The sequence below is a fragment of the Pseudomonas sp. 22515 genome, from assembly GCF_052044625.1.
Classification (GTDB): domain Bacteria; phylum Pseudomonadota; class Gammaproteobacteria; order Pseudomonadales; family Pseudomonadaceae; genus Aquipseudomonas; species Aquipseudomonas alloputida.
In genome coordinates this window covers 104,151-125,386 of record NZ_JBQENN010000012.1, presented here as the reverse complement: position 1 = coordinate 125,386, position 21,236 = coordinate 104,151, and the positions used below count along the sequence as shown (strand labels likewise).

The 21,236-nt window shown below is 62.6% G+C and carries 21 protein-coding genes; 14 read left to right on the top strand and 7 right to left on the bottom strand.

Annotated features, from left to right (window positions below; translation table 11 throughout):
• The first annotated feature begins 19 nt into the window (after positions 1 to 19).
• Entirely contained in the window at positions 20 to 925 is a 906-nt protein-coding gene (argB, locus tag ACTJJN_RS13500) for an acetylglutamate kinase (protein WP_004575216.1), read from the top strand.
• Positions 926 to 1,084: 159 nt separating this feature from the next.
• On the opposite strand, the gene pyrE is transcribed toward argB, so the two are convergent.
• Entirely contained in the window at positions 1,085 to 1,726 is a 642-nt protein-coding gene (pyrE, locus tag ACTJJN_RS13495) for an orotate phosphoribosyltransferase (protein WP_003253405.1), read from the bottom strand.
• Positions 1,727 to 1,806: 80 nt separating this feature from the next.
• On the opposite strand from pyrE, the gene ACTJJN_RS13490 reads away from it, so the two are divergent.
• Positions 1,807 to 2,586 (top strand): exodeoxyribonuclease III, encoded by a 780-nt coding sequence (locus ACTJJN_RS13490; RefSeq protein WP_003253401.1) that lies wholly within the window; start codon positions 1,807 to 1,809, stop codon positions 2,584 to 2,586.
• 33 nt (positions 2,587 to 2,619) lie between these two features.
• Here the strand turns inward: ACTJJN_RS13490 and ACTJJN_RS13485 are convergent, their stop codons facing one another.
• Entirely contained in the window at positions 2,620 to 2,988 is a 369-nt protein-coding gene (locus ACTJJN_RS13485; protein ID WP_003253399.1) for a DUF4870 domain-containing protein, read from the bottom strand.
• A 23-nt stretch (positions 2,989 to 3,011) separates the two neighbouring features.
• Entirely contained in the window at positions 3,012 to 3,734 is a 723-nt protein-coding gene (gene rph / locus ACTJJN_RS13480) for a ribonuclease PH (protein WP_003253397.1), read from the bottom strand.
• Between the two features lie 228 nt (positions 3,735 to 3,962).
• On the opposite strand from rph, the gene ACTJJN_RS13475 reads away from it, so the two are divergent.
• Together ACTJJN_RS13475 and gmk are read left to right on the top strand one after the other, a co-directional pair.
• On the top strand, positions 3,963 to 4,826 hold the full coding sequence (locus ACTJJN_RS13475; RefSeq protein WP_003253395.1) for a YicC/YloC family endoribonuclease: 864 nt from the start codon (positions 3,963 to 3,965) through the stop codon (positions 4,824 to 4,826).
• 13 nt (positions 4,827 to 4,839) lie between these two features.
• Positions 4,840 to 5,460, top strand: a complete 621-nt coding sequence (gene gmk, locus ACTJJN_RS13470) for a guanylate kinase (protein WP_004575215.1) — start codon at positions 4,840 to 4,842, stop codon at positions 5,458 to 5,460.
• 497 nt (positions 5,461 to 5,957) lie between these two features.
• On the opposite strand, the gene ACTJJN_RS13465 is transcribed toward gmk, so the two are convergent.
• The 3 genes from ACTJJN_RS13465 to ACTJJN_RS13455 form a co-directional block, all read right to left on the bottom strand.
• Positions 5,958 to 7,499, bottom strand: coding sequence for an APC family permease (locus tag ACTJJN_RS13465; protein ID WP_003253391.1), 1,542 nt, complete (start codon positions 7,497 to 7,499; stop codon positions 5,958 to 5,960).
• A gap of 119 nt (positions 7,500 to 7,618) precedes the next feature.
• Positions 7,619 to 8,386 carry a gamma-glutamyl-gamma-aminobutyrate hydrolase family protein gene (locus ACTJJN_RS13460; RefSeq protein WP_012054103.1) on the bottom strand — a complete coding sequence of 256 codons (768 nt, stop codon included), beginning with the start codon at positions 8,384 to 8,386 and terminating at the stop codon, positions 7,619 to 7,621.
• 4 nt (positions 8,387 to 8,390) lie between these two features.
• Positions 8,391 to 9,773 (bottom strand): glutamine synthetase family protein, encoded by a 1,383-nt coding sequence (locus tag ACTJJN_RS13455; RefSeq protein ID WP_003253387.1) that lies wholly within the window; start codon positions 9,771 to 9,773, stop codon positions 8,391 to 8,393.
• Positions 9,774 to 9,978: 205 nt separating this feature from the next.
• Here ACTJJN_RS13455 and ACTJJN_RS13450 point away from each other — a divergent pair, with 205 nt between their 5' ends.
• From ACTJJN_RS13450 to ACTJJN_RS13430, 5 genes are all read left to right on the top strand, one after another.
• Positions 9,979 to 10,851 (top strand): LysR family transcriptional regulator, encoded by an 873-nt coding sequence (locus tag ACTJJN_RS13450; RefSeq protein WP_003253385.1) that lies wholly within the window; start codon positions 9,979 to 9,981, stop codon positions 10,849 to 10,851.
• Between the two features lie 240 nt (positions 10,852 to 11,091).
• Complete coding sequence (gene rpoZ, locus ACTJJN_RS13445; RefSeq protein WP_003253383.1) at positions 11,092 to 11,355, top strand: DNA-directed RNA polymerase subunit omega; 264 nt, start codon at positions 11,092 to 11,094, stop codon at positions 11,353 to 11,355.
• 59 nt (positions 11,356 to 11,414) lie between these two features.
• Positions 11,415 to 13,523, top strand: coding sequence for a bifunctional GTP diphosphokinase/guanosine-3',5'-bis pyrophosphate 3'-pyrophosphohydrolase (gene spoT, locus ACTJJN_RS13440; RefSeq protein WP_003253381.1), 2,109 nt, complete (start codon positions 11,415 to 11,417; stop codon positions 13,521 to 13,523).
• A 23-nt stretch (positions 13,524 to 13,546) separates the two neighbouring features.
• On the top strand, positions 13,547 to 13,927 hold the full coding sequence (locus ACTJJN_RS13435; protein WP_009684531.1) for a RidA family protein: 381 nt from the start codon (positions 13,547 to 13,549) through the stop codon (positions 13,925 to 13,927).
• Positions 13,928 to 13,983: 56 nt separating this feature from the next.
• Entirely contained in the window at positions 13,984 to 14,715 is a 732-nt protein-coding gene (locus ACTJJN_RS13430) for a hypothetical protein (protein WP_012054105.1), read from the top strand.
• Between the two features lie 169 nt (positions 14,716 to 14,884).
• Here ACTJJN_RS13430 and ACTJJN_RS13425 read toward each other — a convergent pair whose 3' ends face one another.
• The gene (locus ACTJJN_RS13425; RefSeq protein ID WP_012054106.1) at positions 14,885 to 15,742 is read right to left on the bottom strand and encodes an SDR family oxidoreductase; all 858 of its coding nucleotides are present in this window, start codon (positions 15,740 to 15,742) and stop codon (positions 14,885 to 14,887) included.
• A gap of 189 nt (positions 15,743 to 15,931) precedes the next feature.
• Here ACTJJN_RS13425 and exbB point away from each other — a divergent pair, with 189 nt between their 5' ends.
• The 5 genes from exbB (at position 15,932) to recG (ending at position 21,169) form a co-directional block, all read left to right on the top strand.
• Positions 15,932 to 16,906, top strand: coding sequence for a tonB-system energizer ExbB (exbB, locus tag ACTJJN_RS13420; RefSeq protein WP_012054107.1), 975 nt, complete (start codon positions 15,932 to 15,934; stop codon positions 16,904 to 16,906).
• 3 nt (positions 16,907 to 16,909) lie between these two features.
• Complete coding sequence (gene exbD, locus ACTJJN_RS13415; protein WP_003253367.1) at positions 16,910 to 17,338, top strand: TonB system transport protein ExbD; 429 nt, start codon at positions 16,910 to 16,912, stop codon at positions 17,336 to 17,338.
• On the top strand, positions 17,335 to 18,066 hold the full coding sequence (locus ACTJJN_RS13410) for an energy transducer TonB (protein WP_010955804.1): 732 nt from the start codon (positions 17,335 to 17,337) through the stop codon (positions 18,064 to 18,066). Before exbD ends, ACTJJN_RS13410 begins: the two co-directional genes overlap by 4 nt.
• A gap of 94 nt (positions 18,067 to 18,160) precedes the next feature.
• On the top strand, positions 18,161 to 19,087 hold the full coding sequence (locus tag ACTJJN_RS13405) for a hydrogen peroxide-inducible genes activator (RefSeq protein ID WP_003253362.1): 927 nt from the start codon (positions 18,161 to 18,163) through the stop codon (positions 19,085 to 19,087).
• A 3-nt stretch (positions 19,088 to 19,090) separates the two neighbouring features.
• Positions 19,091 to 21,169 (top strand): ATP-dependent DNA helicase RecG, encoded by a 2,079-nt coding sequence (gene recG, locus ACTJJN_RS13400; RefSeq protein WP_012054108.1) that lies wholly within the window; start codon positions 19,091 to 19,093, stop codon positions 21,167 to 21,169.
• Positions 21,170 to 21,236: the final 67 nt, after the last annotated feature.

Sequence of the window (21,236 nt, the reverse complement as noted above, 5' to 3'; positions counted from 1 at the left end):
TTCCTTACAGGAGCCCTGCATGACCCTCGATCGCGATGCCGCTTCCCATGTAGCCGAGGTTTTGTCCGAAGCACTGCCTTACATCCGCCGCTTTGTCGGCAAGACCCTGGTGATCAAGTACGGCGGCAACGCGATGGAGAGCGAGGAGCTCAAGACGGGCTTCGCCCGTGACATCGTGCTGATGAAGGCTGTGGGCATCAACCCGGTGGTGGTCCACGGCGGTGGCCCGCAGATCGGTGACCTGCTCAAGCGCCTGTCGATCGAAAGCCACTTCATCGACGGCATGCGCGTCACCGATTCGGCGACCATGGACGTTGTGGAGATGGTGCTGGGCGGCCAGGTCAACAAGGACATCGTCAACCTGATCAACCGCCACGGCGGCAGCGCCATCGGCCTGACCGGCAAGGACGCGGAGCTGATTCGCGCCCGCAAGCTAACTGTCAGCCGCCAGACGCCTGAGATGACCACTCCGGAAATCATCGACATCGGCCACGTGGGCGAAGTGGTGAGCGTGAACACCGACCTGTTGAACATGCTGGTGAAGGGCGACTTCATCCCTGTCATCGCGCCAATCGGCGTGGGTGCCAACGGCGAGTCGTACAACATCAACGCCGACCTGGTGGCGGGCAAGGTGGCCGAAGCGCTGAAGGCCGAGAAGCTGATGCTGCTGACCAACATCGCCGGCCTGATGGACAAACAGGGTCAGGTGCTGACTGGCCTGACCACCGAGCAGGTCAACGAACTGATCGCTGACGGCACCATTTATGGCGGCATGCTGCCGAAGATCAAGTGCGCGCTGGATGCGGTGCAGGGCGGCGTGAACAGCTCGCACATCATCGATGGCCGCGTGCCGAATGCAGTGCTGCTGGAGATCTTCACCGACAGCGGCGTGGGCACCCTGATTACCAACCGCAAGCCGCGCTGATTGATCGGTTAGCCTGCACTGGCCTCTTCGCGGGTAAACCCGCTCCTACAAAGGAAATCCCCATGTAGGATCGGGTTTACCCGCGAAAGGGCCAGATCAGGCGGCACAAAAAAAGGCGACCCTCTGAAGAAGGTCGCCTTTTTCATTCCTGGGCCAGGATCAGATCCCGTACTGCGCCCGGTAGGCCTCGACAGCCGGCAGATGCTGTTTCAGCTGTGGATCGTCAGCCAGGAACTCCAGCACCTGGGTCAGCGAAACAATGCTGACCACCGGGATACCGAAGTCGCGTTCCACTTCCTGGATCGCCGACAGTTCGCCATTGCCGCGCTCTTCACGGTTCAGCGCGATCAGTACACCAGCGGCCTTGGCCTGCTGGGCGTTGATGATCTGCATGACCTCACGAATGGCGGTACCGGCAGTAATCACGTCGTCGATGATCAGCACGTCACCGGCCAGCGGCGCGCCGACCAGGCTGCCACCTTCGCCATGGTCCTTGGCTTCCTTGCGGTTGAAGCACCATGGCACGTCCAGCTGATGCTGGTCGGCAAGGGCCACGGCGGTAGTCGCCGCCAAAGGGATACCCTTGTAGGCCGGGCCGAACAGCACATCGAACGGGATCTTGCTGTCGACGATGGCGGCGGCGTAGCAACGGCCCAGTTCAGCCAGGGCGGAACCGGTGTTGAACAGGCCGGCATTGAAGAAATACGGGCTGGTACGCCCCGATTTCAGGGTGAATTCACCGAAACGCAGTACCCCGCGATCGATGGCAAAACGGATAAAGTCGCGCTGATACGGCTGCATGAATAGTCCCGGACACCACGGATTTAGCTAAATGGGTTGAGCTCGGGTATCATACACGCACGAGATTTATGGGGCCATTTATGCGGATCATCAGTGTGAACGTAAATGGCATTCAGGCTGCGGCCGAGCGTGGTTTGCTCAGCTGGCTGCAAGCCCAGAATGCCGACGTCATCTGCCTTCAGGATACCCGCGCCTCGGCCTTTGAACTCGACGACCCAGCTTTCCAGCTCGATGGCTATTTCCTTTATGCCTGCGACGCGGAGGTGCCTGCCCAAGGTGGTGTGGCCCTTTACTCGCGCATGCAGCCCAAGGCAGTCATCACCGGCCTGGGCTTCGAGACAGCCGACCGCTACGGGCGTTACCTGCAAGCAGATTTCGACAAAGTCAGTATTGCCAGCCTGCTGCTGCCTTCGGGCATGAACGGCGACGAAGACTTGAACCAGAAGTTCAAGTTGATGGACGACTTCGCCAAGTACCTGGACAAGCAGCGTCGCAAGCGTCGCGAATACATCTACTGCGGCTCGTTCTACGTGGCGCAGCAGAAGCTCGACATCAAAAACTGGCGTGACAGCCAGCAGTCGCCAGGCTTCCTGGCGCCAGAACGCGCCTGGATGGATGCAATCACTGGCGAGATGGGGTATGTCGATGCCTTGCGCGAAGTCAGCCGTGAAGGCGACCAGTACAGCTGGTGGCCAGACAACGAGCAGGCCGAGATGCTCAACCTGGGCTACCGGTTCGACTACCAGATTCTCACCCCGGGCCTGCGCCGCTTCGTACGCAACGCTCGCCTGCCGCGTCAGCCACGCTTCTCCCAGCATGCGCCGCTGATCGTCGACTATGACTGGACGCTGACCATCTAAAAGGCCATTGGGGCTGCGTTGCAGCCCCAATGGCTATTTGATCGGCCGCCAGATCATCGGGTAGCGATAAGGCTTGCCCTCATTCGCCCGCACCGCCGCAATGATGATCAATATCATCACTGCCACCGTGAGCATGGCAAACAGCACCAGCCCGATAAACACGAACATCAGCAGAAAGCAGATGAACCCGGCAATGGTCACGCTGATTTGAAAGTTCAGCGCCTCTTTGCCCTGGGCGTCGATAAAAGGGTCTTGCTCGCGCTTGAGGTGCCATAGCACCAGCGGGCCCAGCAGGTGCCCGAGCGGCACTACCAGGCCCAACAGCGCGGAGAGGTGGCAGAACATCGCCCATTGCCGGATTTCGGCATTGGGCGGGGTGATCGACAGGTTCGAATCGCTCATGCCCCGCACCTCCGTGGCTGGCTTCAGTCAGCCAGTGCTGCCTGCTGCAGCTCGAAAATCTCGTTCATGCCCTTCTGCGCCAGAGCGAGCATGGCGTTGAAATCTTCCGGCTGGAACGGTGCGCCTTCGGCAGTACCCTGCACTTCGATGAAGCCACCAGCGCTGGTCATGACCACATTCAGGTCGGTTTCGGCTGCGGAGTCTTCCAGGTAGTCCAGATCAAGCACGGCTTCGCCCTGGTACATGCCTACCGACACGGCAGCGATCATGTGCTTGAGCGGGTTGCCGCCCTTGAGGCCGCCGCGCTTCTTGATCACTGCCAAAGCGTCGCACAAGGCAACCATGGCGCCGGTGATGGACGCGGTACGGGTACCGCCATCGGCCTGGATCACGTCGCAATCGACGTACAGGGTGATGTCACCGAGCTTGCTCATGTCCAGCGCGGCGCGCAGCGAACGGCCGATCAGGCGCTGGATTTCCAGGGTGCGGCCACCCTGCTTGCCACGGCTGGCCTCACGCTGGTTACGTTCGCCGGTGGAGCGCGGCAGCATGCCATACTCGGCGGTCAGCCAGCCTTGGCCCTGGCCTTTGAGGAAGCGCGGTACACCGTTTTCAACGCTGACCGTGCAGATGACTTTGGTGTCACCGAACTCGACCAGTACCGACCCTTCGGCGTGCTTGGTGTAGTTGCGGGTGATGCGGATCGAGCGGAGCTGATCGGCAACGCGACCACTTGGACGTTTCATCTGGGATACCTGTACTGGGACTTTGAATCTGCCGAGCATTATAGAGCCCGCAGCCCGGGGAAGACATGCCTATTGTCGCGCCCGGCACAGCCCGTCGCCTTTTCCTACCGCAGTAGCCACCCGTCGGTAACATAGGCGGATTGGGCGCCACGGCGACACTGCGCTACAATCCTGCGCCTTGCAGCCGAGAGGCTCCCACCGTTCATTCATCTACGCGAGGTACTCCCCATGGTGCACAGCATGACCGCTTTTGCTCGTGTCGAGCGCGCCGGCAGCCAAGGCACCCTGGTCTGGGAGCTGCGTTCGGTCAACCACCGTTACCTGGAGCCGCACCTGCGCCTGCCCGAGGCCCTGCGCGACCTCGAAGGCGGTGTACGTGAAGGCCTGCGCCAGGGCCTGTCACGCGGCAAGGTGGAATGCACCTTGCGCCTCAACGAAGACAGTAATGGCAAACCGCTGAAAGTGGACCATGAGCGCGCCAAGCAACTGGTTGCCGCCGCCGAAGAAGTGGCGGGCCTGATCAAGCAGCCTGCCCCCCTGAACCCGCTGGAAGTGCTGTCATGGCCAGGCGTGCTGGTGGCCGACACCAGCGACCCACAGGCACTGAACGCCGAAGCCATGGCGCTGTTCGACGAAGCGTTGGCCGAACTCAAGGCCGGGCGCCAGCGCGAAGGCCAGGAACTGGCGCGGCTGATCAACGAACGCCTGGACAACATGGCCAGCGAAGTCACGACCCTGCGCGCCCTGGTGCCGCAGATGCTGGCGGCGCAGCGGCAGAAGATTCTCGACCGCTTCGGCGACATGCAAGCCGAGCTGGACCCACAGCGCCTGGAGCAAGAGATGGTACTGCTGGCCCAGAAAAGCGACGTGGCAGAGGAGCTCGACCGCCTCAGCACCCACGTCACCGAAGTGCGCCGCGTGCTCAAGGGTGGCGGCGCCGCTGGCCGGCGCCTGGACTTCCTGATGCAGGAGCTCAACCGCGAGGCCAACACCCTTGGCTCCAAGGCCTTCGACCCACGCAGCACGCAAGCGGCGGTCAACCTGAAGGTACTGATCGAACAGATGCGTGAACAAGTACAGAACATCGAGTAAGGCCACCCCGACCATGAACCACAGCAGCGGCACCCTCTACATCGTTTCGGCCCCCTCGGGTGCCGGCAAGACCAGCCTGGTCACCGCCCTGACCAAAGACGACCAGCAGATTCGCGTCTCGGTCTCGCACACTACCCGCGCCATGCGCCCGGGCGAGCAGCACGGGGTGAACTATCACTTCGTCGTCCACGAGGAGTTCAAGACGCTGATCGCGCAAGGAGACTTTCTGGAGCATGCCGAAGTGTTCGGCAACTTCTACGGTACTTCGCGCAGCGCGCTGCAGCACACCCTGGACCAAGGCTACGACCTGATCCTGGAAATCGACTGGCAAGGTGCCCAGCAGGTGCGCAAGCTGATGCCAGAGGCGCTGTCGGTGTTCATCCTGCCTCCAAGTCAGGAGGCGCTTCGCCACCGCCTGGACGGACGCGGGCAGGACAGCGAAGAGATCATTGCCGGGCGCATGAAGGAAGCGGTCAGCGAGATGGTGCACTACGACGAGTATGACTACGTGATCATCAATGATGATTTCGACGCGGCGCTGGCAGACTTGAAAGCGGTGTTCCGCTCGAATCGGCTGCTGTTGAAGAAGCAGCAGCAGCGTCATGCGGCGCTGCTGAAGCAAATGATCGGCTAAAGATCGATGGGGGCTGCATTGCAGCCCTTCGCGGGCACGCCCGCTCCCACGGGTTAATCACTGCCTTGAGGCTTGTGCCGCACCTTTGGGAGCAACTGTCTTGCTCAATTTCTAAAAGCTGGCGCGATCCGAGTGGGAGCGGCCTTGTGTCGCGAAAGGGCCGCGAANATCCCGGGGCTGCTGTGCAGCCTTTTCGCGACACAAGGCCGCTCCCGCAAGGACTGCGCCAGGCTTTAGATGTGGACGGCGACTTTTAGGGCTTCCAGCGCCGGTTCGACCTTGATGCCCAGCACTGCCGCCAGTCCATTACCCGTGCCAGGTCCTGCTGCCCCACCATGACCATCTGCAGTTCATACCTGTAGGACACAACGTCGATCCTAGGGTTGATGGGTGGGTTTGCGGTGATGATGTTTCTCGATACCGCGCTGGGCTGAGGCTGAGCACCGGCCTGTGGGAGCGGGCGTGCCCGCGAAGGGCCGCAGAGCGGCCCCATTGGTTTATTCCTGCAGTGGCAAGGTAGCCTGCTGACGCAGGGTAGCCCCGAGGAAGTACGCCGGCGCACGCATGCGCGACAGCATCATCAGGCCGATACCAAGCACCGAGATGATCGCGGCAATCACGAACACCAGCCCCAGACCGCCCACATGCGAGCCGCTGCCAAAGTCCGGCGACGCACTGTCGATGGCGGTACGCACGAAGATCACCGACAAGATCACCCCACCCACCAGCGGGCACAGGCCGCGCATGATGAAGTGGCGCAGGCTGTCGAACAGGCTGCCGCGGAAATACCAGACGCAGGCAAACGCGGTCAGCGAATAGTAGAAGCAGATCATCATGCCCAATGCCGTGATGGTATCTGCCAGCACGTTCTCGCTCAGCGTACGCATGGTCACGTAGAACAGGCCTGCGGCCAGGCCGGCGCAGATGGTGGCATAGCGCGGCGTTTGCGAGCGCGGGCAGACGCTGGCGAACTTCTGCGGCACCGCGCCGTAATAACCCATGGCCAACAGGGTGCGCGCCGGCGCCACGAAGGTGGACTGCAGCGACGCCGCCGTACTGGCCAGCACAGCGATGGACATCAGGATCGCCAGCGGCCCCATGACCGGGCCGGCCAGGTGGGCAAAGACGTTCTCCTGGATGCGCGGGTTGTTCAGGCCCAGACCCGTTTCACTGATACCGGCAAACTGCAGGGTCGCGATGGCGGTGAACAGGTACAGGCCGAGAATCAACATCACGGTCCAGGTAGCGGCCTTGCCCGGCACCTCTTCGCTACCCACCGATTCTTCACTGACGGTCAAGCAAGTGTCCCAGCCCCAGAAGATGAAGATCGACAGTGACAGGCCAGCGGCAAAGGCCGAGAACGACTCGACACCGAACGGGTTGAACCAGGCGAAATCGAACGCCAGCGGTGGCGGCGCGGTGGTGCCGCCGAAAGCGGCGAAAGCAAAGCCGATCAACACCAGCAACTGCAGGGCCACCAAGCCGTACTGCACAGTCATTGTGGTGGCGATACCCCGACAGCAGATCCACACTGCCAAACCAATGAACACGCAACAGGTAACGATGTTGATCAACAGGTTGTCGGCCAACGCTGCCAGCTCATGCTTGCCGGTGATCTGGCCAAGGAACAGGTAGAAGAAGTCCACCGCCACACCTGCCAGGTTCGACAGCACGATCGTGGTGGCAACCACCAGTCCCCAGCCGCCGATCCAGCCGATCATCGGGCCGAATGCACGCGCCGACCAGGTAAACGAAGTCCCGCTGTCCGGCTCCGCCGAGTTCAGCTCGCGATAGCCCAGGGCAACCAGCAGCATCGGCAGGAAGCCCACGATGAACACGGCCGGCAGGTGGGCGCCCACCTCACGCACGGTCGGGCCAAGGGCCCCGGTCAGGGTATAGACCGGGGCGATGGTGGAAATGCCCAGCACCACGCTGGCCAGCAGGCCCAAGCGGCCCTTGGCCAGGCCTTTGCTGCGCTGAGTGTTGCCCGCGTCGGCCGCCACATCGGGTGGGCGGCCGGCTTCTGTGTAATTGCTCATGAGTATTTGCCGTAAATTTTGGAATTGTTTTAACAAGCCTTGGGTACAAGGCTCGCTTTCACTCATTGAAAGCTTGCTATCGGGGACGAGTCATCCGAGACCTTCGGCTGACGCCAGAATCATTCCTGCCGTGAGCCCTCCCGTGCTGCGTAGGCATTGCAGGCCTCGCGAAACGCCTGAAACAGACGCAGCGAAACCGGGTTTTCGTTGAAGCGCCACTCCGGGTGCCACTGCACCCCGAGCACAAAGCCCGGTGCCGCAGGCATGGACACCGCCTCGATCAGGCCATCCGGGGCCCGTGCCTCGACGCGCAGGCCTGGGGCCAGACGGTCGATGCCCTGGCTGTGCAGCGAATTGACCTCGAACTGCGCCGCCAGGCCCAGGCGCTCGAACAACCCGCCAGGCTCGATACTGACCGAGTGACGAGGGCTGTATTGCACCTCCAGGGGGGCATCCTCGGGTTCGCGGTGGTCAAGGTAGCCTGGCAGCTCCTGCACACGCTGGTGCAGGCTGCCGCCAAGGGCCACGTTCAGCTCCTGGTAGCCTCGGCAGATGCAGAATACGGGCACACCGACGGCAATGGCTGCCTGCAGCAGCGGCAGGGTCAGGCGATCACGCGCCAGATCATGCCGGGTACCCGCCACACTGGGGGCGCCATTGTAATGATGCGGCTCGATATTTGAAGGCGAGCCGGTAAAAACAATGCCGTGCAAGCGGGCCAGCAGCGCTTGCGTGTCGCTGCCGCCATCACGGGCCGGCAAGATCAGTGGCAAGCCGGCAAAGCCGGCGGCCTCGACATACTTGTCGCCGACCGTGTGCGAGGAGTTTTTCCCTACCTGCTGACGGCAGGCGCTGACACCGATCAAAGGGACCGCATTTGCGCTCATGGGCTTACACCGTGTGCAGGTACCAGTTGTACTCGAGGTCGGAAATCGACACTTCGAACTCGGCCAGTTCGCTTTCCTTGCAGGCCACGAAGATATCGATGTAGTCCGGGCTGATGTATTGGTTGAGGACTTCGCTGTCATCCAGCGCGCGCAGGGCATCGCGCAGGTTGTTCGGCAGGCTTTGCTCCAGCTGCTCGTAGGAGTTGCCTTCGATCGGCGCCTCGGGCTCGACCTTGTTGGTCAGGCCATGGTGAACGCCGGCAAGGATCGCCGCGAGCATCAGGTACGGGTTGGCATCGGCGCCGGCTACACGGTGCTCAAGGCGCACATTGTCGCTGCTGTCGGTGGGCACGCGTACGGCCACGGTGCGGTTGTCCAAGCCCCAGCTCGGCGCATTGGGCACGTAGAACTGCGCACCGAAGCGGCGGTAGGAGTTGATGTTGGGGCACAGGAAGGCCATCGACGCCGGCATGGTTTCCAGCACGCCACCAATGGCGTGGCGCAGCGTATCGCTTTGCAGCGGATCGTCACTGGCGAAGATGTTCTTGCCGGTTTTCTTGTCCAGCAATGAAATGTGCACATGCAGGCCGTTGCCTGCCTGGCCCGGGTAGGGCTTGGCCATGAAGGTGGTGTCCATTTCATGGTCGTAGGCGACGTTCTTGATCAGGCGCTTGAGCAGGATCGCATAGTCGCAGGCCTTCAGCGGATCCGCCACGTGGTGCAAGTTGACCTCGAACTGCGCTGGGGCGCTTTCCTTGACGATGGCGTCGGCAGGCAGGCCCTGTTCCTTGGCTGCTTCGAGCATGTCCTGCAAGCAGTCGGCGTACTCGTCGAGGTCGTCGATCAGGTACACCTGGGTCGACTGCGGGCGCTTGCCGGAGATCGGCGAGCGCGGCGGCTGCGGGCGGCCGTTGAGGTTGTCCTGGTCGATCAGGTAGAACTCCAGCTCGAACGCGGCGCAAATATCCAGGCCCAGGTCGTCGAACTTGCTCACCACCTGGCGCAGCACTTCACGCGGGTCGGCGAAGAACGGCTGGCCATCCAGCTCGTGCATGGTCATCAGCAGCTGGGCGGTGGGGCGCTTCTGCCACGGCTCGTCCGACAGCGTGCCGGGGATCGGGAAGCAGATACGGTCGGCGTCGCCGATGTCCAGGCCAAGGCCGGTGCTTTCGACAGTGGAACCGTTGATATCAAGGGCGAACAGCGATGCGGGCAGGTTGATGCCCTTCTCGTACACCTTGTGCAGGCTGGCCCGCTCGATGCGCTTGCCACGTACCACGCCATTCATGTCGGAGATCAGCAGGTCTACGTACTGCGTGTCCGGATGGGCCTGGAGGAAGTCATTCATCTCGCTGGAAGAACTGGCGCACGGGGTTACCGACGTCATGGTGTACATCCTTTGATGTGCTGCGGCGATGTGGGGATACGGCTGGCGCCTCACGGGCGACGATGGTTGCAGCTGTTGTTCTTTTCACTTTCCCATCGTGGGGACTGGTTACCCGACCGGGCGCATTGATTCCGGGGGGCCGTTTCACTATAAAATGGCCCAGACGCAACAGACATTGGCAATTTGGCAAGCAGAGCGTGCATCAATGCAATATCAGATAACCCACGCAGACCTCTCTCTGGTCCTGGCACTGGAACGTGGCCGCTCGCTGGCCAAAGCCGCCGAACTGCTCAAAGTCGACGTTTCGACCGTATTCCGCTCGATCCGCCGATTGGAGTCAGCGCTGGGCACTGCTTTGTTCGTCAAGAGCCGAAAGGGCTATCTGCCGACTGACACCGCACAGGCCTTGGCCGAGCAGGCCGAACGTGCCGAGCAGGCGCTGGAAGCGGCGCGCATTGCCATGACCAGTGGCGAGCAGGTGGTCAGCGGCACGGTGCGCCTGACCTGCACAGAGGCGGTGATGCACAGCCTGTTGCTGCCGGCGCTGGCCGAGTTCATGTCCAACTACCCGGCTTTGTCGCTGGAGATGGGCACCTCCAATACCTTCGCCAACCTCAGCCGGCGCGACGCCGACATCGCCCTGCGCCTGACCAACACACCTCCGGAGCACCTGGTTGGCCGCAACCTGGGTTCGACCTCCTATGTAGTCTGCGGCCAGCCACAGTGGCGCGAGCGCCTGAGCGAGTCCCCCGCCAGCGTGCCGTGGATCGCACCAGACGACTCGATGCAGGACCACCCTACGGTGGTCTGGCGCAACCAACAACACCCGGGCCTGAGCCCGCGCTACCAGTGCAGCAGCATGTCGACCATCGCCCAGTTGGTAATGGCCGGCCTGGGCGTGGCAGCACTGCCGGACTACATGGTGCATGCGCTGCCTGGGGTGGATGCTCTCAGCGGTCCCCTGCCCGGCTGCGACACTCAGCTGTGGTTGCTGACCCGGCCGGATTGCCGGGCGTTGCGCTCGGTGCAGACCTTGTTCGAAGAGCTGACCCCGCGGTTGCGTGACGCGATGCTCTGAGGTTATCGTCAAGCTCATGCACTGAGGGTGTCTGTTCCGGCCCTTTCGCGGGTAAACCCGCCGCGACAAGCTACGCGGTCCCTGTAGGAGCGGGTTCACCCGCGAAGAAGGCATCGCAGGGTTTGCAGGTACCGCCCGGCAAAACAGCGCTTCCCTATTGGCTGGTGAATTTTTATACTATCGAGTCCGCCTGCCCATTAATGGGCTGCACGCCCACCGCAATTGCTACTGAGGAAGACCATGGCCCGCGTAACTGTTGAAGACTGCCTGGAACACGTGGATAACCGCTTTGAGCTGGTCATGCTCTCGACCAAGCGCGCTCGCCAGCTGGCGACCGGCGGCAAAGAGCCACGCGTTGCGTGGGAAAACGACAAGCCAACCGTTGTTGCCCTGCGTGAAATTGCCGAAGGCATCGTCACCAACGAGTTCATCGCCGCTGAAGAGATCGTCACCGAGGATCCGGTGTTCGCCGCGTTCGAGGACGAGAACAACGAGGCTGTCTGATTGATGCCAGGTCGACGTCGTACGGCGCAAGGCCCTCTTCCTCGGCAGGAGGTGAACCCATGCCGGGTATAGAAGCCTTGGCCGAACGGCTGTCGACCTATCTTGGCCCCGAACAGGTCAACCTGGTTCGGCGTGCCTATTTCTACGCCGAACAGGCTCACGATGGGCAACGCCGCCGCAGTGGCGAGCCCTACGTGACCCACCCGCTGGCCGTGGCCAGCATCCTCGCCGACATGCACATGGACCATCAGAGCCTGATGGCGGCCATGCTGCACGATGTGATCGAAGACACCGGCATCGCCAAGGAAGCCCTCAGCCAGCAGTTTGGCGAGACCGTGGCCGAACTGGTCGATGGGGTCAGCAAGCTGACCCAGATGAATTTCGAGACCAAGGCCGAGGCACAGGCGGAAAACTTCCAGAAGATGGCCATGGCCATGGCCCGCGATATCCGCGTGATCCTGGTCAAGTTGGCCGACCGCCTGCACAACATGCGCACCCTGGAAGTGCTGTCTGGCGAAAAACGCCGGCGCATCGCCAAGGAAACCCTCGAGATCTACGCCCCCATCGCCAACCGCCTGGGGATGCACACCGTGCGCGTGGAGTTCGAAGACCTTGGCTTCAAGGCCATGCACCCGATGCGCTCGTCGCTGATTCATCGAGCAGTGAAGAGCGCACGCGGCAACCGCAAAGAAATCGTCGCCAAGATCGAGCACTCGCTGGCCAACTGCCTGTCCGCCGACGGCATCGAGGGCGAGGTCAGCGGTCGGCAGAAACACCTCTATGGCATCTACAAGAAGATGCGCGGCAAGCGCCGTGCCTTCAACGAGATCATGGACGTGTATGCCTTCCGCATCATTGTCGACAAGGTTGACACCTGCTACCGCGTGCTCGGCGCCGTGCACAACCTGTACAAGCCGCTGCCCGGACGCTTCAAGGATTACATCGCGATCCCCAAGGCCAATGGCTACCAGTCGTTGCACACGACCCTGTTCGGCATGCACGGCGTGCCCATCGAAATCCAGATCCGCACCCGCGAAATGGAAGAGATGGCCAACAACGGCATCGCCGCGCACTGGCTGTACAAGTCAAACGACGACGAGCAGCCCAAGGGCAGCCACGCGCGTGCCCGCCAGTGGGTCAAGGGTATCCTCGAACTGCAGCAACGTGCCGGCAACTCCCTGGAATTCATCGAGAGCGTGAAGATCGACCTGTTCCCGGACGAGGTCTACGTGTTCACGCCCAAAGGCCGGATCATGGAGTTGCCCAAAGGCTCCACGGCCGTCGACTTCGCCTACGCGGTGCACACCGACGTTGGCAACAGTTGCATCGCGTGCCGCATCAACCGCCGCCTGGCGCCGCTGTCCGAACCGCTGCAAAGCGGCTCGACAGTGGAAATCGTCAGCGCCCCGGGCGCTCGGCCCAACCCGGCCTGGCTCAACTTTGTGGTCTCAGGCAAGGCACGCACGAATATCCGCCACGCGCTCAAGCAACAGCGCCGTTCCGAATCCATCAGCCTGGGCGAGCGCCTGCTGAACAAGGTGCTCACTGGCTTTGACAGCAGCCTGGAGAAAATCCCCCAGGAACGCATCGAGTCTATTCTCGCCGAGTACCGCCTGGAGCTGATAGAAGACCTGCTCGAAGACATCGGCCTGGGCAACCGCATGGCCTACGTGGTCGCGCGCCGCCTGCTGTCGGCCGAAGGGGAACAGTTGCCGGCGCCAGAAGGCCCGCTGGCGATCCGCGGTACCGAAGGCCTGGTGCTGAGCTACGCCAAGTGCTGCACGCCGATCCCGGGTGACCCGATTGTCGGCCACCTGTCGGCCGGCAAAGGCATGGTCGTGCACCTGGAAAACTGCCGCAACATCAGTGAAATCCGCCACAACCCCGAAAAGTGCGTGCAACTCTCCTGGGCCAAGGACATCACTGGCGAGTTCAATGTCGAACTGCGTGTCGAACTGGAACACCAGCGGGGGCTGATCGCCCTGCTGGCCAGCAGCGTCAACGCCGCCGACGGCAACATTGAGAAGATCAGCATGGACGAACGCGACGGCCGTATCAGCGTGGTCCAACTGGTGGTCAGCGTGCACGACCGCGTGCACCTGGCGCGTGTGATCAAGAAGCTGCGTACCCTGACCGGTGTGGTCCGCATCACCCGCATGCGTACGTAGTCCGCCAACCGCAAGGAGTCATCATGAGCAAAACCGTCATCAACAGCGACAAGGCCCCTGCCGCCATCGGCACCTACTCGCAGGCGATCAAGGCCGGCAACACCGTGTACATGTCGGGCCAAATCCCTCTGGACCCGAAGACCATGGAACTGGTCGAAGGCTTCGAAGCCCAGACCGTGCAGGTGTTCGAGAACCTCAAGGCCGTGGCTGAAGCTGCTGGCGGTTCGTTCAAGGACATCGTGAAACTGAACATCTTCCTCACAGACCTGAGCCACTTCGCCAAGGTAAATGAGGTGATGGGCCGCTACTTCGAACAGCCCTACCCGGCCCGCGCCGCCATCGGCGTTGCCGCGCTGCCGAAAGGCGCCCAGGTCGAAATGGACGCCATCCTGGTCATCGAATGATGCCCTGGTGACGGGCCCTGCCCGTCACCCTCCTTCCTCTGCAAGGTTACCCCGTCATGCGTCAAGCACTGCCCTTCGCGCTGGCAGCCCTGCTACTGGGCGGCTGCACCAGCCACAAACCCGAAGATTTCAACGGCATCTGGATCAACCAGGAAGCCATCACTGCGGCGGTCAAAGCCGGCAGCCTGCGCCAGGCGCTGAATGAGCACGGCCCAGTGTTCGAGTGGAAGCTCGACGTGGCCAATCAGCAAGCTAGCTATAGCAATGGTTTCGAGGCCGCTGACGGCCAGCTGAGCGCCAATGAAAAGCAATGGCAGGCCCGTTTCCAAGGCGGCCAGACCGAGCAGCTTTCGCTCGATGGCGACGAGCTGCTGGCCGTCGACCAGAACGGCACCAAGCAAACCTTCGTGCGCGCCAAGACACCGGCGGCAGCCAATGCACCACTGGGCAGCAGCTTCGAGAAGGCGCTTTACCAGGCCTACCTGGGTGGTGACTGGAAGATCGTCGACGGCCAAGGCAAAGGTGCCAGTGTACGCTTCAGCGATACCGGCAACGTCACCGGCCTACCGGGGCCGGACCGCTTCGCCCTGTGCCTGGCAGGTGATTGCGCGACCATGGGTGGCAACAATGACAGCCTGTGGCTGGAGCGCAACCAGCGTGGCGCACCGTTCATCATCAAGCGCGATGGTGACAAGCTGGAGATTTTCCAGGCAGTGAACCGTGCCCAGCCGGATGAAATGCCAGAGCTGGCAGCGGGCAAGCGTCAATGGGCGCTGGAGCGCAGCTGAGATGATGCGCGGTTCCTGTAGGAGCGGGGTTACCCGCGAAGAAGACACCGCGGTGGATGGCACGGGCTTCGCCCGTGTTCGCGGGCAAGCCCGCTCCCACAGGGATCGCGCCAGCTTTTAGAAATTGAGCAAGACAGTTGCTCCCACAAGGCATCGCGCCACTTGCCAGCTAGGCTTTTCCTGCCAGGATCGCGGCGTAGCCTTCCTTGTAGCTCGGATACTCAGGCGCCCAGCCGAGCGCCCGCGCCCGGGCATTGCTGCAGCGCTTGCTGCCAGTACGCCGCACCCGCTGCTCATCGGACCATTCGGTAACCCCCATGTACGCCCGTAGCCAGGCCACCACATCGGCCAGCGGCGCCGGGTCGTCATCGACGCCAATGTAGCAGTCGTCCAGAGCCTTGCCATCAGCATCGGCCTGCAGCAGAAACGCCAGCAGGCTGGCGGCATCTTCGGCATGAATGCGATTGCCATACAGCGGTGGCTCCTCGGCAACGCGGTAACCCTGACGCACCTGGCTCAGCAACCACTCACGCCCTGGGCCATAGATACCGGTCAGGCGGACCACGCTCGCCGGGATCCCGCTGGCCAGTGCCAACCGTTCAGCCTCCAGCATCACACGCCCGGAATAGCCCTCAGGCTCGGTGGCAGCGCCCTCCTCTATCCACTCGCCGCCTTTCTGCGCATACACACTGCTGCTTGAGATGAACAGCAGCCGACGCGGGCGCTGGCCACGCTCGGCCAACCAGGCCAACACATGGCGCAAACCATCGACATAGGCTGCTTGGTAACCCGCCTCATCGTGCTGGCTGGCCGCCACGCAGTACACCAGGTAGTCCAGCGGGCCCTGTGGCCAGGACTGCGGTATCGACGGTTCGGCCAAATCTGCGGCAACCGGCTGAACCCCTGCGGGCAGCTGACCAACAGAACGGCGCAGGCCGCTCACCTGCCAGCCTTTAGCCAACATCTGCTTGGCCAGACGCCCACCCACATCACCACAACCCACCACCATCACGGAAAGGTCTGACATCTCTAAACTCCCTAGACCAATTGATCAGCCTGGCCACGCTACACGATGGGCGGCTAGACCATAGGCGAAAAAAGCTACAATATTACTTTTGTTAACAAGAATTACTTGCAATAATGGCCGCCAAATTGTTCTCGGCCTACATCGAGGCCTTGGAGAACGTTCACTTTTTCTTCATCAGGTCCGGCCAGCATGACACGTACTCAACCTTCCGCTTCGCCAACCCCGTCGCGCGCCTGGCGCGCCATCGCCGCGCTGACACTCAGCCTGGTGCTGGCCCCGGTGGCCATGGCCGATGAGCCAACCACCAACAGCGCCACACCTGCCGCTGCTACTGCCCCGGCCGCACCCGCTGCTGCCCCGGTCGATGCGCCGGCGCCTGGTGCCACTGCCACCAACCCGGCAGATACAACGGCCGCAGCAGACCCAAGCGTTCAAGCCCTGGTCGAAGACACCTCGCTGGGCATGGCCCATGACCTGTCCCCATGGGGCATGTACAAGAACGCCGACATCGTGGTGAAGATCGTCATGATCGGCCTGGCCATCGCCTCCATCATCACCTGGACCATCTGGATTGCCAAAGGCTTCGAGCTGATGGGCGCCAAGCGCCGCCTGCGGGGTGAAATCGCCCAGCTGAAGAAGTCCACCACCCTGAAGGAAGCCAGCGAGGTTTCCAACAAGGAAGGCACCCTGGCCCATACCCTGGTCCACGATGCCCTCGAAGAGATGCGCCTTTCGACTAACGCCCGCGAAAAAGAAGGCATCAAGGAGCGCGTCAGCTTCCGTCTGGAGCGCCTGGTGCATGCCAGCGGCCGTACCATGAGCAGCGGCACCGGCGTCCTCGCAACCATCGGCTCCACTGCGCCGTTCGTTGGCCTGTTCGGTACCGTATGGGGCATCATGAACAGCTTCATCGGCATCGCCAAGACCCAGACCACCAACCTGGCCGTCGTTGCCCCAGGTATCGCCGAAGCGCTGCTGGCCACTGCTCTGGGCCTGGTCGCGGCAATCCCGGCCGTGGTCATCTACAACGTCTTCGCCCGCTCCATTGCCGGTTACAAGGCGCAGGTGTCCGATGCCTCCGCCCAGGTACTGCTGCTGGTCAGCCGTGATCTGGACCACCAGGGTAGCGAGCGCGCCGCCCCGCACATGGTGAAAGTGGGGTAAGCCATGGGCCTGCATCTCAACGAAGGTGGCGACGACCTCGCCGAAAACCACGAAATCAACGTTACGCCGTTCATCGACGTGATGCTGGTGCTGCTGATCATCTTCATGGTCGCCGCCCCCTTGGCCACGGTCGACATCAAGGTCGACCTGCCGGCCTCCACCGCCAAACCGGCGCCAAGGCCGGAGAAACCGGTGTTCGTCAGCGTCAAGGCCGACCAGAAGCTGTATGTCGGCGACGATCAGGTTGCTGCACCCGACCAGCTTGGCCCGATGCTCGACGCCAAGACCAAGGGTGACAAGGAAACCACCATCTTCTTCCAGGCTGACAAAGGCGTGGATTACGGCGACCTGATGGAGGTGATGAACAACATGCGCGCGGCCGGCTACCTGAAAGTCGGTCTGGTAGGTCTCGAGACGGCAGCCAAGAAATGATGAAAACGCGCTCTAACATGGCGCGCTACGGTGGCAGCCTGGCGATCGTGCTGGGTGTGCACGTGGTCGCCGTGCTGCTGACGCTCAACTGGTCGGTACCACAGGCCATCGAACTGCCCCCGGCAGCGATGATGGTCGAACTGGCACCGTTGCCGGAGCCTGCGCCACCACCCCCCCCAAAGGCAGCTCCGCAGCCACCGGCACCGGTCGAGGAACCACCGTTGCCGAAGCTGGCAGAAGCGCCCAAGCCCAAGATCGCCATCCCCAAGCCGCCCAAGCCAAAGGCCAAGCCCCAGCCGCCCAAGCCCGAGAAAAAGCCTGAGCCGCCGAAGGAAGCACCACCTACCGAGCAAACGGTGGACGCACCGCCCAGCAACTCGCCACCGCAGAAGTCCGCGGCACCGGCACCGAGCATTGCGTCCAACAGCAACGCCCTGCCAACCTGGCAGAGCGACCTGCTGCGCCACCTTGCCAAGTACAAGCGTTACCCGGAAGACGCGCGCCGTCGTGGCCTGCAAGGCATGAACCGCCTGCGCTTCGTGGTCGACGCCGAAGGCAAGGTCGTGTCGTACTCGATGGCCGGTGGCTCGGGCAGTGCCGCACTGGACCGGGCGACCCTGGAAATGATCCGTCGGGCCGGCACGGTACCCAAGCCGCCGCCCGAGTTGCTGAACAATGGCACGATTGAAGTCGTGGCACCGTTCGTCTACTCACTGGACCGCCGCTAAGACTTTTGTTTCTGTCACAATTCGGCAAGTCTGATAACGTGCGTCTATCGATTGCAGCCGCTATGCTGGGCTCGCAACTTCATGGACGCACGTTATGACCCTCACAGAATTACGCTACATCGTCACACTCGCCCAGGAACAGCACTTCGGCCATGCCGCCGAGCGCTGTCACGTGAGCCAACCCACCCTGTCGGTCGGTGTGAAGAAGCTCGAGGACGAGCTTGGCGTTCTGATCTTCGAGCGCAGCAAAAGCGCAGTACGTCTGACCCCGGTCGGCGAAAACATCGTCGCCCAAGCGCAGAAGGTACTGGAGCAGGCCCAAGGCATTCGCGAGCTGGCCCAGGCCGGCAAAAATCAGCTGACCGCTCCGCTCAAGGTTGGCGCTATCTACACCGTCGGCCCCTACCTGTTCCCGCACCTGATCCCGCAGCTGCACCGCGTAGCGCCGCAAATGCCGCTGTACATCGAAGAAAACTTCACCCACGTACTGCGCGAAAAGCTGCGCAACGGCGAACTGGACGCGGTGATCATCGCCCTGCCGTTCAACGAAGCCGACGTGCTGACGCTACCGCTATACGACGAACCGTTCTGCGCCCTGATGCCTGCCGACCACCCATGGACGGCGAAGAAGACCATCGACACCGCCATGCTCAACGACAAGAGCCTGCTGCTGCTTGGTGAGGGCCACTGCTTCCGTGACCAGGTACTGGAAGCCTGCCCTACCCTGAACAAAGGGGGTGAAGGCTCAAGGCACACCACGGTCGAGTCCAGCTCGCTGGAAACCATCCGTCACATGGTGGCTTCCGGCCTTGGCGTATCGATCCTGCCGCTGTCGGCAGTGCACAGCCATCACTATGCCCCCGGCGTCATCGAAGTGCGCCCGCTGACGGCACCGGCACCGTTCCGCACGGTCGCCATCGCCTGGCGCGCCAGCTTCCCGCGGCCAAAGGCCATCGAGATCCTCGCCGATTCGATCCGCCTGTGCTCGGTCGCCAAAAACCCTGCGGAACAACCGGCCTGAGTCATGAGTGAGTTGTCGAAGGTCCCGGTCACAGTACTGAAAGGCGTGGGCGAGGCGATGGCGGAGAAACTCGCCAAGGTCGGCCTGGAAAACCTGCAGGACGTGTTGTTCCACCTGCCCCTGCGCTACCAGGACCGTACGCGCGTGGTGCCAATCGGCCAACTGCGTCCCGGCCAGGATGCGGTTATCGAGGGTGTGGTCAGTGGTGCCGATGTGACCATGGGCAAGCGCCGCAGCCTGGTGGTGCGCCTGGGCGACGGCAGCGGTGTGCTGACATTGCGCTTCTACCACTTCAGCAACGCGCAGAAGGAGAGCCTGAAGCGGGGCACCCACCTGCGCTGCTACGGAGAAGCCCGCCCCGGCGCTTCGGGCCTGGAAATCTACCATCCGGAGTACCGTGCGCTGAACGGCAACGAGCCACCACCGCCGGTGGAGCAGACCCTGACGCCGATCTACCCGTCCACCGAAGGCCTTACCCAGCAACGCCTGCGCCTGTTGTGCCAGCAGAGCCTTGCGCTGCTTGGCCCGCGTAGCCTGCCCGACTGGCTGCCTGACGAACTTGCCCGGGACTACCAGCTGGCACCCTTGGACGAAGCCATCCGCTACCTGCACAACCCGCCGGCCGACGCTGACCTCGATGAGCTCGCCGAAGGCCAGCACTGGGCTCAACACCGCCTGGCCTTCGAAGAGTTGCTGACCCATCAGCTGTCGCAGCAACGCCTGCGCGAAAGCCTGCGCAGCCTGCGTGCGCCGGTACTGCCCAAGGCCACGCGCCTGCAGGCGCAATACCTGGCTAACCTGGGCTTCCAGCCGACCGGCGCGCAGCAGCGGGTAGCCAACGAAATTGCCTACGACCTTAGCCAACACGAACCGATGATGCGCCTGGTGCAGGGCGACGTGGGTGCCGGCAAGACCGTGGTCGCTGCACTGGCGGCGCTGCAGGCGCTGGAGGCTGGCTACCAGGTGGCATTGATGGCACCCACCGAGATCCTCGCCGAGCAGCACTACATTACCTTCAAGCGCTGGCTGGAACCGCTGGGCATCGAAGTCGCCTGGCTAGCCGGCAAACTCAAGGGCAAGGCCCGGGCCGCCTCCCTGGAGCAGATCGCCAACGGCGCACCCATGGTGGTCGGCACCCACGCGCTGTTCCAGGAAGAGGTAAGGTTCAAGCACCTGGCCCTTGCGATCATCGACGAACAGCACCGGTTCGGCGTGCAGCAGCGCCTGGCCCTGCGCAAGAAGGGTGTGGCCGGCGAACTGTGCCCGCACCAGTTGATCATGACCGCCACACCTATTCCGCGCACGCTGGCCATGAGCGCCTACGCCGACCTGGACACCTCGGTGCTCGACGAATTGCCGCCAGGCCGTACGCCGGTGAACACCGTGCTGGTGGCCGACAGCCGCCGCTTCGAAGTGGTCGAGCGGGTACGCGCCGCCTGCGCCGAGGGGCGCCAGGCCTATTGGGTATGCACGCTGATCGAAGAGTCCGAAGAACTCACCTGCCAGGCCGCCGAAAGCACCTACGAGGAGCTTGGCAGCGCGCTAGGCGAGCTGAGGGTGGGGTTGATCCACGGGCGCATGAAACCGGCGGAAAAAGCCGAGATCATGGCCGAGTTCAAGGCTGGCAACCTGCAGCTTCTGGTCGCGACCACGGTCATCGAGGTGGGCGTGGACGTGCCCAACGCCAGCCTGATGATCATCGAGAACCCTGAGCGCCTGGGCCTTGCACAGTTGCACCAGCTGCGCGGCCGGGTAGGCCGAGGCAGTGCCGTGAGCCATTGCGTGCTGCTGTACCACCCGCCGCTGTCGCAGATCGGCCGCGAGCGCTTGGGGATCATGCGCGAGACCAACGACGGCTTCATCATCGCCGAAAAAGACCTTGAACTGCGTGGCCCGGGCGAGATGCTCGGCACCCGCCAGACCGGTCTACTGCAGTTCAAGGTCGCCGACCTGATGCGCGACGCCGACCTGCTGCCGGCCGTGCGCGACGCGGCCCAAGCCTTGGTATCACGCTGGCCGGAACACGTCAGCCCGCTGCTGGACCGCTGGCTGCGCCACGGCCAACAATATGGCCAAGTGTGACGCCAGTCCCAGAATGGATCCAGATTTGCTCGCAGGCTGGTTATACTTCGCGTTTAAAAGAAACAGT